Origin of the sequence: Quadrisphaera sp. DSM 44207, assembly GCF_900101335.1 — a bacterium.
GTDB lineage: Bacteria > Actinomycetota > Actinomycetes > Actinomycetales > Quadrisphaeraceae > DSM-44207.
Genome location: NZ_FNKA01000001.1, coordinates 693,009 through 707,282, shown reverse-complemented (window position 1 = coordinate 707,282; position 14,274 = coordinate 693,009). Strand labels below are relative to the sequence as shown.

At 77.4% G+C, this 14,274-nt stretch carries 13 protein-coding genes; 7 read left to right on the top strand and 6 right to left on the bottom strand.

The features are described 5' to 3' along the window. Positions 1-104 precede the first annotated feature (104 nt). Complete coding sequence (locus BLS82_RS03260; protein WP_092861505.1) at positions 105-989, top strand: bifunctional methylenetetrahydrofolate dehydrogenase/methenyltetrahydrofolate cyclohydrolase; 885 nt, start codon at positions 105-107, stop codon at positions 987-989. Between the two features lie 59 nt (positions 990-1,048). Here BLS82_RS03260 and BLS82_RS03255 read toward each other — a convergent pair whose 3' ends face one another. The 4 genes from BLS82_RS03255 to BLS82_RS03245 all read right to left on the bottom strand — a co-directional run bounded on the left by BLS82_RS03255 (position 1,049) and on the right by BLS82_RS03245 (position 5,503). Further along, on the bottom strand, positions 1,049-1,720 hold the full coding sequence (locus tag BLS82_RS03255; protein WP_092861503.1) for an NAD(P)-binding oxidoreductase: 672 nt from the start codon (positions 1,718-1,720) through the stop codon (positions 1,049-1,051). Between the two features lie 112 nt (positions 1,721-1,832). Next, on the bottom strand, positions 1,833-3,755 hold the full coding sequence (locus tag BLS82_RS03250) for a penicillin-binding transpeptidase domain-containing protein (protein ID WP_092861501.1): 1,923 nt from the start codon (positions 3,753-3,755) through the stop codon (positions 1,833-1,835). A 9-nt stretch (positions 3,756-3,764) separates the two neighbouring features. Further along, positions 3,765-3,890 (bottom strand): hypothetical protein, encoded by a 126-nt coding sequence (locus tag BLS82_RS16260; RefSeq protein WP_255378073.1) that lies wholly within the window; start codon positions 3,888-3,890, stop codon positions 3,765-3,767. Next, positions 3,887-5,503, bottom strand: coding sequence for a metallophosphoesterase family protein (locus BLS82_RS03245; RefSeq protein ID WP_176818900.1), 1,617 nt, complete (start codon positions 5,501-5,503; stop codon positions 3,887-3,889). The genes BLS82_RS16260 and BLS82_RS03245 overlap by 4 nt, the downstream gene beginning before the upstream one ends. Before the next feature lie 58 nt (positions 5,504-5,561). On the opposite strand from BLS82_RS03245, the gene BLS82_RS03240 reads away from it, so the two are divergent. After that, the gene (locus BLS82_RS03240; RefSeq protein ID WP_092861497.1) at positions 5,562-6,383 is read left to right on the top strand and encodes an exodeoxyribonuclease III; all 822 of its coding nucleotides are present in this window, start codon (positions 5,562-5,564) and stop codon (positions 6,381-6,383) included. 326 nt (positions 6,384-6,709) lie between these two features. On the opposite strand, the gene BLS82_RS03235 is transcribed toward BLS82_RS03240, so the two are convergent. Continuing rightward, positions 6,710-7,348 (bottom strand): GNAT family N-acetyltransferase, encoded by a 639-nt coding sequence (locus tag BLS82_RS03235; RefSeq protein WP_218123488.1) that lies wholly within the window; start codon positions 7,346-7,348, stop codon positions 6,710-6,712. 262 nt (positions 7,349-7,610) lie between these two features. On the opposite strand from BLS82_RS03235, the gene BLS82_RS03230 reads away from it, so the two are divergent. Next, a complete protein-coding gene (locus tag BLS82_RS03230) occupies positions 7,611-7,805 on the top strand; it encodes a hypothetical protein (protein WP_092861493.1) in 195 nt (64 codons plus the stop codon). A 31-nt stretch (positions 7,806-7,836) separates the two neighbouring features. On the opposite strand, the gene BLS82_RS03225 is transcribed toward BLS82_RS03230, so the two are convergent. Beyond that, positions 7,837-8,526 carry a hypothetical protein gene (locus BLS82_RS03225; RefSeq protein ID WP_092861491.1) on the bottom strand — a complete coding sequence of 230 codons (690 nt, stop codon included), beginning with the start codon at positions 8,524-8,526 and terminating at the stop codon, positions 7,837-7,839. A gap of 222 nt (positions 8,527-8,748) precedes the next feature. On the opposite strand from BLS82_RS03225, the gene BLS82_RS03220 reads away from it, so the two are divergent. From BLS82_RS03220 to BLS82_RS03205, 4 genes are read left to right on the top strand one after another with little or no spacing between them, the layout of a single operon-like run. Then, on the top strand, positions 8,749-10,545 hold the full coding sequence (locus BLS82_RS03220) for an N-acetylglutaminylglutamine amidotransferase (RefSeq protein ID WP_092861489.1): 1,797 nt from the start codon (positions 8,749-8,751) through the stop codon (positions 10,543-10,545). After that, positions 10,545-12,338 (top strand): N-acetylglutaminylglutamine synthetase, encoded by a 1,794-nt coding sequence (gene ngg, locus BLS82_RS03215; protein WP_092862726.1) that lies wholly within the window; start codon positions 10,545-10,547, stop codon positions 12,336-12,338. Before BLS82_RS03220 ends, ngg begins: the two co-directional genes overlap by 1 nt. Positions 12,339-12,357: 19 nt before the next feature. Continuing rightward, positions 12,358-13,551 (top strand): osmoprotectant NAGGN system M42 family peptidase, encoded by a 1,194-nt coding sequence (locus tag BLS82_RS03210; protein WP_255378072.1) that lies wholly within the window; start codon positions 12,358-12,360, stop codon positions 13,549-13,551. Positions 13,552-13,610: 59 nt separating this feature from the next. Then, positions 13,611-14,222, top strand: coding sequence for a hypothetical protein (locus tag BLS82_RS03205; RefSeq protein ID WP_092861487.1), 612 nt, complete (start codon positions 13,611-13,613; stop codon positions 14,220-14,222). Positions 14,223-14,274 lie beyond the last annotated feature (52 nt).

Sequence of the window (14,274 nt, the reverse complement as noted above, 5' to 3'; positions counted from 1 at the left end):
GGGGCGGCACCCGGTGTGCGGTCCTGGACCCGCCGCGAACGTAGGGAACCCGCGCGGAGGGTGTCAAGGAGGGCGGGCGGCGCGCGGCACTACCCTGCCCGACCATGACCGCCCGACTGCTCGACGGCAAGGCCACCGCGACGGCGATCAAGGCCGAGCTGCGCGAGCGCGTGCAGGCCCTCGCCGAGCGCGGCGTGCGCCCCGGGCTCGGCACGGTGCTCGTGGGAGATGACCCCGGCAGCCGGGCGTACGTGCGCGGCAAGCACCGCGACTGCGCCGAGGTCGGCATCGCCTCCCTGCGCGTGGACCTGCCGGCGACCGCCTCCCAGGCGCAGGTCGAGGACGCCGTGCGGGGCCTGAACGCCGACCCGGCCTGCACCGGCTACATCGTGCAGCTGCCGCTGCCCGCCGGCCTCGACGCCGACCGGGTGGTGCGGCTCGTCGACCCGCTCAAGGACGCCGACGGCCTGCACCCGGCGAACCTCGGGGAGCTGGTGGCGCGCGTGTCCGGGCCGATCACGACGCCGCTGCCGTGCACGCCGCGCGGCGTGGTCGACATCCTGCTGCGCCACGACGTCGACCTCTCCGGCGCCGAGGTCTGCGTCGTGGGCCGCAGCGTCATCGTCGGGCGCACGCTCGGGCTGATGCTCACCCGGCGCGGCATCGACGCCACCGTGACGTCGTGCCACACCGGCACCCGCGACCTCGCCGCCCACACGCGGGCCGCGGACGTCGTCGTCGCGGCGGCCGGCGTCGTCGGGATGATCACGCCCGACGTGGTGCGCCCGGGCGCGGTCGTCGTCGACGTCGGCATCAACCGCGTGCACGACCCCGAGGTCGGCGACCGCCTGGTCGGGGACGTCGACCCCGCCGTCGCCGAGGTCGCCGGCTGGTTCACGCCGGTGCCGGGCGGGATCGGGCCGATGACGCGCGCGATGCTGCTCGCCAACGTGGTGGAGGCGGCGGAGCGCTCGCTCGCGCCGTCCTGACGCCGCCGGCGTCCCGGCGCCCAGCCGCTCGCGCCAGGGTCGGCCGCTCGCGCCGGGGGTCAGCCGCTCGTGGCCGCGGCCACGGCGTCGGGCACCGGGTCCCCGCCCTCGACCAGCTCGAGCACCAGCCCGCCGGCGCGCCCGGAGCGCAGCAGCGCCGCGAGGACGGCGGCGACGTCGGCCCGCGGGACGCTGCCGGGCTCCGCGCTCGGCGCCAGCCGCACCCGCCCGGAGCCGGGCTCGTCGGTGAGGGCGCCGGGGCGCAGCACCGTCCACGCCAGGTCGCGCGAGCGCAGGTCGTCCTCGGAGGCGAGCTTGGCGCGCAGGTAGGGCAGCATCGGCTCGGGCAGGCCCTGCGGCACCGCGCCGTCGCGCACCGACTCCACGCCCATCGCCGAGACGAGCAGGTACCGGTCCGCCCCGGCGCGCTCGGCGGCGTCGGCCAGCAGCGCGGCGCCGCCGCGGTCCATCGTCTCCTTGCGGGCGGCGCCGCTGCCGGTCCCGGCGCCGGCGGCGAAGACGACGGCCTCGCAGCCCTGCAGGGCCGCGGCGACGTCCTCGACGTCCGCGTGCTCGAGGTCCACCACGGCGGCGCTCGCGCCGTCCGCCTCGACGTCGGCGACGTGGTCGGCGTCGCGCACCAGCCCGACGACCTCGTCGCCCTCGGCGGCGAGCAGGCGGATCAGCGGGCGGGCGATCTGGCCGTGGGCCCCGGCGACGGCGATCCTCATCCGCCCAGCCTCGCGGCGCTCGCGCCGTCCCGCCACCACGAGGGTCCGGAACTGCATGATCACGACGGGGGAGGGGGGAGCGGGGGAGGAAGGAGCGGGGAGGGGGCGGGGGTCAGGCGGGCAGGGCCCGGAGGAAGGCCTCCGCGACCGGCACCGCGGTGCTGCCGCCGCTCGCGCCGTCCTCGACGAGGACGGCGAACGCGACGTCGCCGCGGAACCCGACCGTCCACGCGTGCGTGCGCGGCGGCACCTCGGTGCCGTGCTCGGCCGTGCCCGTCTTGGCGTGCACCGGGGAGCCGGGGACGTCGGCCAGCGCACTCGCCGTCCCGGACGTCGCCACCTCGCGCATGAGGTCGCGCACGACGGCCAGGCGCGCCGGGTCCGGGGACGGCGCGGGGCCGGCCGGGGCCTGCGGCGCCGGCGTCGTCACCAGGCGGGGCGCGACCCAGCCGCCGCGCGCGATGGTCGCGGTCGAGGACGCCATCGCCAGCGGGCTGGCCAGCACCCGCCCCTGCCCGATGGTGGCGGCGGCCCGCTCGACGGCGTCCTCGGCGGGCGGCACGTCACCCGGGAACGCGTCGACCCCGACCGACCAGTCGCCGCCCAGGCCCACGGAGGCCGCGGCGTCCGTCAGGTCGCCCTCGCCGAGCCGCGACGACAGCTGCACGAACGCGGTGTTGCACGACTGCGCGAAGTCCGTGCGGAAGGGCACCGCGCCGAAGGCCCCGCCCTCGAAGTTGCGGAAGGAGCGGCCCTGCACCGTCGTGGTCGGCGGGCAGTCGACCACCTCGTCCGGGGTCAGGCCGGTGCCGAGCAGCGCCAGGGTGCTCACCGTCTTGAACGTCGAGCCGGGCGGGTACTGGCCGCTCAGCGCGCGGTCCGCGCCGCTGACCGGGGTGTTCGCCACGGCGAGGACGTCGCCGCTCGGGACGTCGATGGCCACCAGGGCCGCGTTGCCGTTGCCGCCGGGCGCGCTGCCCAGCGCCGCGTCGGCGGCCCGCTGCACGGCGGCGTCGAGGGTCAGCTGCACGGGCTCGCCGGCCACGGGCTGCTGCGCGTGCAGCTCCACCGCCTCGCCCTGCGCGGGCACCCGGCGCACCACGACGCCGGGCGTGCCGGTCAGCCGCTCGTCGTAGCGGCGCTGCAGGCCCGACAGGCCGGTGGCGTCGCCCGGCTGCAGGCGGCCCTCGCTCTGCTCGACCAGCTCCTCGGTCGCCGTCCCCACCGTGCCGAGCAGGGCGCGGGCGAACTCGCGGGTGGGCGCCAGCGGCAGCGTCGACTCGCGGAAGACCGTGCCGGGCAGCGGCTGCACCCGCTCGCGCACGGCGTCGTAGTCCGGGCGCCGCAGGGTGACCACCGGCACGAACGCGTCCGGGGAGGAGCTGGTGATCCGCTCGGTCAGGGCCTCGGCGTCGACGTCGAGGACGTCGGCCAGCTGCGCCGCCAGCCCGGCCGGGTCGCTGGTGCGGGACGGCTGCACGCCGACCTCGACCACCGGCTGCTCCGTGACGATCGCGGCGCCGTCGCGGCCGAGGACCTCCGCGCGCGGGGCCGCGGTGCGCTCGGCGGTCAGCCGGTCGCCCTCGGCGAGGTCGGGGTGCACGAGCGCCGGCTCCCACCGCGCGCCCCACGGGGCGTCGGCGTCCTCGCTCCCGCCCACGGGCGCCAGCGCCGCCGTCGTCTCGTACCGCCACCCCTGCCCGACGGGCCAGGTGACGCTCAGCCGCGCCGTGCCGGTCAGCTCCGTGCGACCCACCGCCGTGACGTCGACCTGCGGCGCGACCTCGCCGAGCCCGTCGGTGATCGCGGCGTACTGCTCCTGGACGGCGGCCGGCTCGGCCGCGGCGAAGCGCGCACCGGTGAGGTCGTCCGCCTCCCACGCGCTCGCCAGCGCCTCGGCGGCGGCGCGGGCGGCCTCGTCGCGGGCCGCGTCGGCCGCGCGCACCCGCTGGAGGACCACCGCGGCGGCGACCAGGGCGAGCACGAGGACCGACGCCAGGACCACGAGCAGGGTGCGACCCCGTCCCCTTCGCATGCCCCGAGACTAGGTCGCGCCGCCGCGCCGTCCGGCGGGATCGCCCGCAGTCGCGGTGATCATGGCCGACGTGCGCGTGATCATGGCCGAGGTGCAGCCGATCGGCGCGCGCACCTGCACCTCGCCCGTGATCACGGGGCGGGGGAGGGGGCGGTGGACGGCGCGGGGGAGGCAGCCGGCGACGCGGTCGCCTCCTCGGCCGGCACCTCCTCGGCCGGCGCCTCCTCGGCCGGCGCCTCCTCGGCGGGCGCCTCGGCCTCGGGGACCTCCCCGGCGAGGTAGGAGTCCGCGGCGTGGCGCTCCACCGTCACCGAGCGCTCGCCCAGGCCGCCGATGGTGATGTCGTCGACCGCGAGGAGCCTGCGCTCCTGCCCGTCGAAGTGCAGCACCGACATCTGCAGCGGGTGCGGCCGCCCGCCCTCGAGCGTGCGCAGCCCCGCACCGCCCGAGGAGCCCTGCGTGAGCTTCAGCGTGCCGTCCTGCACGTGCGAGCTGCGCCGGTGCGTGTGCCCGTCGAGCACCAGCGGCACCCGCCCGTACAGCGGGCCGGCCATGGTGCGCCGGTGCACGAGCGCGACGTCCACGGGCCGCCCCTGCGCCCGCGCTGCTGCCGCCCCGGCGGCGACCTGCTGCCCGGCGCGGGTCATCAGCTCCTGCACGGCGTCCTCGTCGAGCCGCACCCGCTTGTCGGGGGTGAACTGCGGGTCGCCCGTGCCCGCCCAGCGCAGCCCGGCGACGTCCGCGACCGCGCCCTCGTCGAGCACCACGACGTTCGGCATCGCCGCCAGGTGCTCCTGGGTGAGGCGGCTGTCGTGGTTGCCGCGCACGTACACGTACGGCACCGGCAGGTCGGCGATCGGGTCGTACAGCCGGTTCTCCGCGGCGGTGCCGTGGTCGGAGACGTCGCCGGTGTCGACGACGGCGGCCACGTCGAACTGGCGCACCAGCTCCGGCAGCACGGCGAAGGTCTCGGGGTTGTCGTGGACGTCGGAGACCCACAGCACCCGCACGTCGCCCTCGCCGCCGACGTCGGTGGGCAGCGTCGACAGCGCCCCGTACAGGGACGTCACGTTCGTCGCGAGCTTCGTCACCTGCTGGCTGTACTGGTCGAAGCGCGTGCCGATCTCGCGCACGCCGCCGATGAGCGCCGGCGCCTGGCCGAGCAGCCCCGTGAACGTCGGCTCCGTCAGCGCCGCCGTGCGCAGCGTGGCCGCCGCGATCCCACCGGACGCCGCCAGCACCGCCGCCGCCGCGCCGACGCCCGTGACGACCGCGGCGCGGCGGCGGAAGACCACGGCGCACGCCGCCCCGGCGCCGAGCAGGGCGGCGGCGCCCGAGCGCAGCGCGAGGTCGCGCAGGCCGGCGCGCACGTCGCCGGTGACCCGCTCGACGAGGGCCGCGCGCGTCGTGCCGCCGGAGACCAGCTGCGTCGCGGCGTCCAGCTCGATGCCCTCGACGCGCGCGCGCAGCTGCAGCGGCCCGGCGTGGGTGGCCATGGCCAGCTGGCCCAGCGGCGGGACGTCGACGCGCGTGCCGCCGTGCAGGTCCGGGACGACGCTCAGGCGCACCTGCACCGGGCCCACCGAGCGCTCCGTGGCGCCCAGCGCCGCCATCGCCGAGCCGGCCGCCGCGAGCGCGACGCCGACGACGAGCGCCGCGCGCACGACGCGGGAGCGCCCCGCGCGCCCGAGCAGCGCGGCGGCGCGGGACCAGGTGGACGGCGGGGCGGAGCGGAGGCGCAGGCGCACCCTCGCCAGGGTAGGACGGCGGCGCCGCGCCCGGGCGCCGTCGGCGGCGGCGGGCAGGATGTCGCGGGTGCTGACCGTCGCCACCGTCAACGTCAACGGGATCCGCGCCGCCGTGCGCCGCGGCATGGTGCCCTGGCTGCGCGAGGCCGCCCCCGACGTGCTGTGCCTGCAGGAGGTGCGGGCCTCCGACGAGGTCCTGCTGGGCCTGCTCGACGACGCCCTGGGGGAGGGCTGGCGCACCGCCCACAGCGAGCCCACCGACGCCGGCACCAAGGGCCGCGCGGGCGTCGCGGTGGCGACGAGGCTGCCGGTGGGCGAGCAGCGCGCGGCGCTGCACCCGCGCTTCGACGGCTCCGGCCGGTGGGTGGAGCTGGACGTCGAGGCCCCCGGCGGGCCCGTCACCGTCGTCAGCGCCTACGTGCACACCGGGGAGGCCGACACCCCCCGCCAGGACGAGAAGTCCGCCTTCCTCGAGGCGGTGGGGGAGCGGATGGGCCAGCTGTCCGCGCGAGGGCGCACGGCGCTGGTGTGCGGGGACCTCAACGTCGCCCACCGCGAGGTCGACATCAGGAACTGGCGGGGCAACCTGAAGCGGGCCGGCTTCCTGCCCGGCGAGCGCGCGCACCTGGACCGCTGGTTCGACGAGCTGGGGTGGGTGGACGTCGTCCGCGCCCTGCACCCGGACGTCGACGGTCCGTACTCGTGGTGGTCCTGGCGCGGGCAGGCGTTCGACCGCGACACCGGCTGGCGCATCGACTACCACCTGGCCACGCCCGACCTCGCGGCCCGCGCGGTGCACGCGCGCGTGGACCGCGCGCCGTCCTACGCGGAGCGCTTCAGCGACCACGCCCCCGTCGTCGTCGGCTACGACGTCGGGTGAGGCCTGAGCGCCGTGGAGGACCCGGGCGCGTACCAGCGCTTCGCCGACGAGCGGGGCCGGCCCTTCGAGCCCTGCGGGGCGCGCGCGTCGACGCGTGGGAGACGACGCACCTGCACGTGCTGCCCGGCGAGGACGCCGTCCTGCGGTGGACGACCGGGCACGGCCCTGCGCCCGGTGCTGGCTGCCCTCGACGAGGGCGAGCAGGAGGAGTTCCTCGCCGAGCACGGCGCGCTGCTGCGCGAGGCGCACCCGCCGCTGCCGTGCGGCCGCGGTGCTCCCGTTGCGGCGGATCTTCGTCGTGGCGCAGCGCGCCGGGGGGTGACGCGTCAGGCCGGCCGGTCGGACAGCGGCCGGTCGGACAGCGGCCGGTCCGACGTCGGGCGGTCCGACGTCGGGCGGTCGATCCGGTAGACGACGTGCAGCGGGTCGTCGACGGGGTCGTCCGGAGGCAGGTCGCCCTCGGCGACGCGGGTGAACCCCGCCTTCTCCAGCGCCCGCCACGACGCGGTGTTCGCGGCGACCACCGCGACGAGCACCGCCTCGGCGTCCGGGTGCTCGACCCAGGTGCGCGCCACCGCCGCGGCGACCACGCGGGTGCCCAGGCCGCGGCCGCGCAGCGCCGGGTCGGCGATGAGGTAGTCGATGGTCATCGCGTGCTCGGGCACGTCCACGAGCGCGGCGAACTGCTCGAGGTCCTCCGCGTGGTCGCGGATCCGCGAGCGCTGCAGCAGGCCCACCGGCGCCCCGTCGAGCAGGACGACGAGGTCCTCGCCGGGCTCCTCCCCGCGCACGCTCGGGCCGAAGTCCCGCTCGACGGCGGCGAGGGACGTCTCGTGGTGCCACCAGCGGGCGACGCCGGGCTCGGCCAGCCAGGTCGCGAGCAGCGGCAGGTCCTCCGCCGCCAGCGGGCGCCACGCCAGGACGCCGTCCACGGGGGCTGCGGGGCGCGCGTCCGCCTCGGGCACGACGGGGACGCTACTCCGGGACGGGCAGCGGCGATCCCGCGCCGGCGGCGCCGCGGACCCGCGGCCGTACCCATGCAGAGCCGCGATATCCACGAGAAGCCGTCCGATCGGCGTCCTCAGGCACCTCCGCAGCGGCCCTGCATGGGTAGCGCGGCTCTGCATGGGTAGCCGCGGGCGCCGTTGCAGCCCCGCCAGCCGAGAGCGCGGGGGCTCGGCGAGGACGCCGCCGCGCACGACCGCGGCGGGTCGACCGCTCACCGGCGTGGTGCTGCACGAGGGCGAGATCCCCGTCGACGCCGCCCTGGTGGAGCGGCTGCTGGCCCAGCAGATGCCGGACCTGCCCGGCCTGCTGCACCAGGCGGTGCTGATCGTGCTGTACTGCGCGCGCTCGAACCCGGGCTTCGTCGCGACGGCGCGGCGCACGATCGAGCAGGTCCTCGCCGTCGTCGGCGGCTGAGCCCCGTGCCCGGCCGCACCGCCGCGGCGCCTCAGATGGCCAGGCGGAACCAGCAGGACTCGCCGGCGCCCGGGGACGCCGTGATGCCCCAGGACTCCGCGAGCTCAGCCACGAGCTTCAGCTGGCGCCCCTCGGCCTCCATCGTCCCGGGCAGCATCCACGGCGGGGTCTGCTCCGTGACCACGACGAGGAACTTGTTCACCGACGCCGCGACGTCCACGGAGAAGCTGTCCGCGGCGCCGCGCCGGATGACGAAGCTCGTCAGCTCCGAGGTGAGCAGCAGCGCGACGTCCAGGCTGGAGATGCCCCGCTCCGAGGCGTTGATGAGGGCGTCGCCGACGAAGCGGCGCGCCTCCGGCACGGACGCGGGCTCCGCGCGCAGGCGGCAGCGGGTGCGCAGGGCGAGCCGGTCGTCCCCGGTGCCGGCGCCCGCGGGCGAGGCCGGGGGGCCGGCCGGGACGGCGGCGGGCACGGCCACGGACATCGGGCCCGTCGTGGGTCCGGCCGTGCGCGCGGGGCGCGGGGCCCAGGTCACCACGGGCGTCGGGCTCGAGATCGCGGGCGCCGCGCGCGGGGCGGGCGCCGGGAGGCGCGGCGGCGCGGGGGCCGGGGCGGGCACCGGCGGCGGCGTCCCGCCGGCGGTCGGGTCCTCCGGAGGCAGCGGCGCCGAGACCGCGGCCGGGAGCGCCGACGGTCCCGAGGCGACGGGCATGCTGCTCACACCCAGTGTTGTACCCATCACAGAGCATCCTCGCCAGCACTTCCGCCGCGTTCGTCGCCCCAGATCGGCCCCGGACCCGCTCCAGGCCAGCTCCGGGCCAGCTCCGGGCCAGCTCGACACCCCTCCGGGGCCGCCCGGCCAGGTCGCGGAACGGCGACGGCGGCCGCCGGACCGATGACCCCGAGTCGCTCCCGGGCGCCGGGAGGAGTTGCATGTAGCAGCATGTGCGGGCTCTCCGGAGAGATCAGGTTCGACGGCCGGGCGGCGGACACGGCCGCCGTGGACGCCATGTCGCAGGTCCTCGCGCCGCGCGGCCCGGACGGCGAGGGCGCCTGGTCCTCCGGGCCCGTCGCCTTCGCCCACCGGCGGCTGGCGGTCATCGACCTGTCCGAGGGCGGCGCCCAGCCGATGGTCGACGAGCCGACGGACCTCGTCGGCGTCTTCAACGGCTGCGTCTACAACTACCAGGAGCTGCGGGCGGAGCTGGAGCGGGCCGGCCACCGCTTCCGCTCCACCTCCGACACCGAGGTCGTGCTCAAGGCGTACGCGCAGTGGGGCACCGGGTTCGTGCACCGGCTCGTCGGCATGTTCGTCGTCGTCCTGCACGAGCGCGGCACCGGGCGGGTCGTGATGGTCCGCGACCGCCTCGGCATCAAGCCCCTGTACCTGGCCGAGAGCCCGGGCCGGCTGCGCTTCGCCTCCTCGCTGCCGGCGCTGGTGCGCGGCGGGGGCGTCGACACCTCCATCGACCCGGTCGCGCTGCACCACTACCTCTCCTGGCACGCCGTCGTCCCGCCGCCGCGCACGATCCTGAACGGCGTGCGCAAGCTGCCGCCCGCCACGGTGCGCACGATCGAGCCGGACGGCACCAGCCGCGAGCACGTGTACTGGCAGCCCCGCTTCGAGCGGCGCGAGGACCGCGCCTCCTGGTCGGCCCGCGACTGGGAGGACGCCGTCGAGGACGCCCTGCGCACCGCCGTGCGCCGCCGCCTGGTCGCCGACGTCCCGGTCGGGGTGCTGCTCTCCGGGGGCCTGGACTCCAGCCTCATCGTCGGCCTGCTCGCCGAGGAGGGCCAGACCGGCCTGGCCACCTTCAGCATCGGCTTCGAGGCCGCCGGCGGGCGCGAGGGCGACGAGTTCCAGTACTCCGACGTCATCGCGCAGCGCTACCAGACCGACCACCACCGCATCCGCGTGGACGGCGACGCGCTCGTCGGCGCGCTCGGGCACACCATCGGCGCGATGCACGAGCCGATGGTCAGCCACGACGTCGTCGCCTTCGACCTGCTGTGCGAGCGCGTGGCGCAGGACGTCCGGGTGGTGCAGTCCGGGCAGGGCGCCGACGAGGTCTTCGCCGGCTACCACTGGTACCCGCCGCTGGCCGGCGCCTCGCGCGAGCGGGCCGTCGACACCTACGCGAGGGCCTTCTTCGACCGCGACGGCGCCGGGGTGGTCTCCCTGCTGCAGCCGCAGTGGGTGCAGGCCCTCGGCCCGCACGTCGACGCCTCGCGCGAGTTCGTCGCCGCGCACTTCGCGCGCCCGGGCGCGCAGACCGCCGTGGACGCCGCGCTGCGCCTGGACACCGAGGTGATGCTCGTCGACGACCCGGTCAAGCGGGTCGACAACACGTCGATGGCGTGGGGCCTGGAGGCGCGCGTGCCCTTCCTCGACCACGACCTCGTCGAGCTGGCCACCACCTGCCCGCCGGAGCTGAAGCTCGCCGACGGCGGCAAGGGCGTCCTGAAGGCGATCGGGCGGCGCACCATCCCGCCCGAGGTCATCGACCGGCCCAAGGGCTACTTCCCCGTCCCGGCCCTGACGCACCTGGAGGGCAAGGTGCTCGGCCTGGTGCGCGACGCGCTGACCTCCGAGGCCGCCCGGCGGCGCGGGCTGTTCCGCCGCGAGGTCGTCTCCGGCCTCGTCGCCGCCCCCAACGAGCGGCTGACCCCGCTGCGCGGCAACCAGCTGTGGCAGCTGGGGCTGCTGGAGCTGTGGCTGCAGTCGCACGGGATCGAGTGATGGCCGCACCGGCACGCGCCCGCGCCCGGGTGGCCGGCCTGCGCCGCCGCCAGGACGCCGCCGCCGCCCGGCCGTGGGACGGCGCTCCCGGTCGGCCCGGGGAGCGCCGCGCGTCCGACGTCGTCCTCGACATGGGCTGGGGCCGGCTGGTCTTCGGGCACACCTTCGCCGACCAGCGCGGGGTCCTGGAGGCCCTGCGCGCCGAGGAGAGCGGGCGCCGCGACATCGCCTGCTACGTGCCCAACCCGCAGGTCCTCGTCGGGGTCTCCCCGCACGAGCTGTTCATCGACCCCTCCTACACGTACCGGCTGCCGCTGCACACCTACCGCCAGCGCCGGGACGCCGTGCGGGACGTGGAGGTGCGCACCCTCCAGGCGCGCGAGGAGCTGGACGAGGTCAACCGCATCTACGCCACCGCGGGCATGGTGCAGGCCGACGTCGACGTGATGTGGGCCAACCAGCGCACCCGCACCTTCACCCACCTCGTGGCGCTCGACCAGCGCACCGGCCGGATCATCGGCGCCGTCACCGGCGTCGACCACGCGCTCGCCTTCCGCGACCCCGAGAACGGGGCGAGCCTGTGGTGCCTGGCCGTCGACGGGCAGGCGGCGCCCCCGGGCACGGGGGAGGCGCTCGTGCGCCGCCTCGCCGAGCGCTACCTCGCCCGCGGGCGCGCCTACCTGGACCTGTCGGTGCTGCACAGCAACACCGGCGCGATCACGCTGTACCGCAAGCTCGGCTTCCACCTGGCCCCGCCGGTGTGCGTCAAGCGCAAGAACCCCATCAACCAGCCGCTGTACGCGCCGCTGCCGAGCGGCCTGGACGAGCTGAACCCCTACGCGCGGATCATCGCCGACGAGGCGCTGCGCCGCGGGCTGCGCGTCGCCGTCACCGACGCGGCGTCGGGGGAGATGCGCCTGCACAGCGGCAGCCGCTCGGTGCTCACGCGCGAGTCGCTGTCGGAGCTGACGAGCGCGGTGGCCATGAGCCGCTGCGACGACAAGCGCGTGACCCGCCGCCTGCTGGCGGGGGCCGGGCTGGCGGTCGCGCGCGGCGCGGAGGTCACCGGGGCGGACCCCGAGCGGCTGCAGGGCGGCGCCCTGGAGGCCGCCCGGGCGCTGCTCGCCGAGGTCGGCGACGTGGTGGTCAAGCCCGCGCGGGGGGAGCAGGGCCGGGGCATCACCGTCGGCGCTCCCACCGACGAGGCGCTCGTGGCCGCCGTCCGGCACGCCCTGGCCTACTGCCCCGACGTCCTCGTCGAGGAGCGCGTCGAGGGCGAGGACCTGCGCGTCGTCGTCATCGACCACGAGGTCGTCGCGGCCGCGGTGCGCCGCCCGGCCGCGGTGGTCGGCACCGGCCGCGACCCGGTCGAGGAGCTGGTGCGCCGCCAGTCCCGCCGCCGCCAGCAGGCCACCGGCGGGGAGTCCTCCATCCCCCTCGACGCCACCACCGCCGCCGTGGTGCGCGAGGCCGGGTGGTCCATGGACGACGTCCTGCCGCGGGGCCACGTGCTTCCCGTGCGGCGCACCGCCAACCTGCACACCGGCGGCACGATCGACGACGTCACCGCCCGGCTGCACCCGGCGCTGGGGGAGGCGGCCCGCGCCGCGAGCCGCGCCATCGGCATCCCCGTCACGGGCGTCGACCTGCTCGTGCCGGACGTCGAGGGGCCGGCGCACGTGGTCATCGAGGCCAACGAGCGCCCCGGGCTGGCCAACCACGAGCCGCAGCCGACGGCGCAGCGGTTCGTCGACCTGCTCTTCCCGGAGACCCGCCGGTCACCGCAGCGGTGAGCGGCTAGCGTGGCCGCCCGTGGACTCCCGCACCCCCCGGCCTCGCGAGGCCCCGGCGCTGGCCGCCCTGCCGATCGACGCCGACTACCTGCGCAGCACGATGGTGGACCTGCTGCGCGTGCCCAGCCCGTCGGGGCGCACCGACGCGGTCATGCAGCTGATCGGCAACCTCATCACCGAGCTCGGGGTCCCCTTCACCCTCACCCGCCGGGGTCTGCTGCGCGCGCGCGTCACCGGGCGCTCGGAGACGGTGCGGCGCGCCGTCGTCGTGCACGCGGACACGATCGGCTGCATGGTCAAGCGCCTCAAGGACGACGGGCGCCTGGAGGTCGTGCCGGTCGGCAGCCACAGCGCCCGCTTCTCCGAGGGCGCGCACGTGACGATCCTCACCGACGACCCGGTGCGCGTGTACACGGGCACGGTGCTGCCGCTGCTGAGCAGCGGGCACACCTACGGCGACGAGATCGACACCCAGGGGGTCGGCTGGCACCAGGTGGAGGTGCGCGTCGACGAGCCGGTCGCCTCCGCCACCGACCTGACCGCCCTCGGCATCCAGGTCGGGGACTTCGTGGCGCTCGACGCCGACCCGCGCATCACGCCCAGCGGGTACGTCAAGAGCCGGCACCTGGACGACAAGGCCGGGCTGGCGGCGTGCCTGGCGGCGCTGAAGGCCGTCACCGAGAGCAGCGCCGACCTGCCGGTGGCGGCGGAGCTGCTCGTGACGATCGGCGAGGAGGTCGGCTTCGGCGCCACCCACGGCTTCGACCCCGAGATCGCCGAGCTCGTCGCCGTCGACAACGCCGTGGTCGCCGAGGGCCAGCAGTCCCTGGAGACCACCGCCAACGTCGGCATGATGGACATGACCGGCCCCTTCGACTACCACCTGTCGCGGCGGCTGCTGCGCCTCGCGGACGGCGCGGGGATCCCGGTGCGCCGCGACGTCTACCGGCACTACCGCTCCGACGCCGCCCCCGCGCTGGAGGCCGGGGTGGAGGCCCGCGCGGCGCTGCTCGGGGTCGGCGTGGAGTCCAGCCACGGGCACGAGCGCACCCACCTCGACGGCCTGCTGGCGCTCGCGCGGCTGCTGACCGTGTACCTGCAGTCCGACCTGACCTTCGCCGAGTGGGACCGCCGCCCCGAAGGTCCCCTCGACGACTTCCCGAGCGACAGCGTCCAGCCGGCGCCGCGCGAGGTGGTGCACCCGCACGCCTGAGGCGCCCGCGCCGCGGGCCGGCGCGAGGACCCGCCTCCCGGACGTGGGATCCTGCAGGGGTGGCCCGGCAGCGAGTCTCGGAGCCGGGCGCCGGCGCGGAGCTGGACGCCGACCTCAACGCCCCGGCGCTCCTGGCGCGGACGCCGTCTCCGGGCCCGTCGCCGCAGGGGCCGGACGCGGCGGGAGCGGGCGCGGCCGGCGATCGCGGCGCGCAGCGCACCCGGCGGCGCACCCGGCGGCGCAGGGCGCTCGGCGCGGTGGCCGTCGCCGCGGTGCTGGGGACCGGCTGGGGCGCCCAGCAGGCGGCCCGCTCCGACGCCGAGTCGTCGGCCGCCGCCGGGCCGGCCGCCGGGCCGGCCGCCGGGCTGCTGAGCGGGGTCGACAGGAGCGACCCGGTCGCCGTCCGCCAGGCCCTGGTGCGGGCCGTGGACGAGCGCGCCGGGGAGCTGGTGCTCGAGGACCCGGTGCTCGCCGCCGCCCGGCGCTCCTACGCCCGCTGCGTGGAGGCGGCGCAGGCCGAGGGCGGCGGCGCCCGGGCGTGCACGGCCTCCTACCGCTCGGCCCAGGACGCGATCCTCGAGCGGGCCCGGCTGCGCGCCCAGCGGGAGGTCGGCGCCGCCGTCGCCTCGACGCTGCTGCACCCCTCCGCGCCCGAGACCGCGTCCGGCTGAGCCCGGTCGAGGCCGGTCGGGCCCGGTCGAGGCCCGGCGGCGCAGCCCCGCG

Coding starts and splice junctions, on each gene's coding strand:
- BLS82_RS03220 (WP_092861489.1), top strand. CDS start 8,749: ATGTGCGGGCTCTCCGGAGAGATCAGGTTCGACGGCCGGGCGGCGGAC.
- BLS82_RS03255 (WP_092861503.1), bottom strand. CDS start 1,720: ATGAGGATCGCCGTCGCCGGGGCCCACGGCCAGATCGCCCGCCCGCTG.
- BLS82_RS03260 (WP_092861505.1), top strand. CDS start 105: ATGACCGCCCGACTGCTCGACGGCAAGGCCACCGCGACGGCGATCAAG.
- BLS82_RS03250 (WP_092861501.1), bottom strand. CDS start 3,755: ATGCGAAGGGGACGGGGTCGCACCCTGCTCGTGGTCCTGGCGTCGGTC.
- BLS82_RS03240 (WP_092861497.1), top strand. CDS start 5,562: ATGTCGCGGGTGCTGACCGTCGCCACCGTCAACGTCAACGGGATCCGC.
- ngg (WP_092862726.1), top strand. CDS start 10,545: ATGGCCGCACCGGCACGCGCCCGCGCCCGGGTGGCCGGCCTGCGCCGC.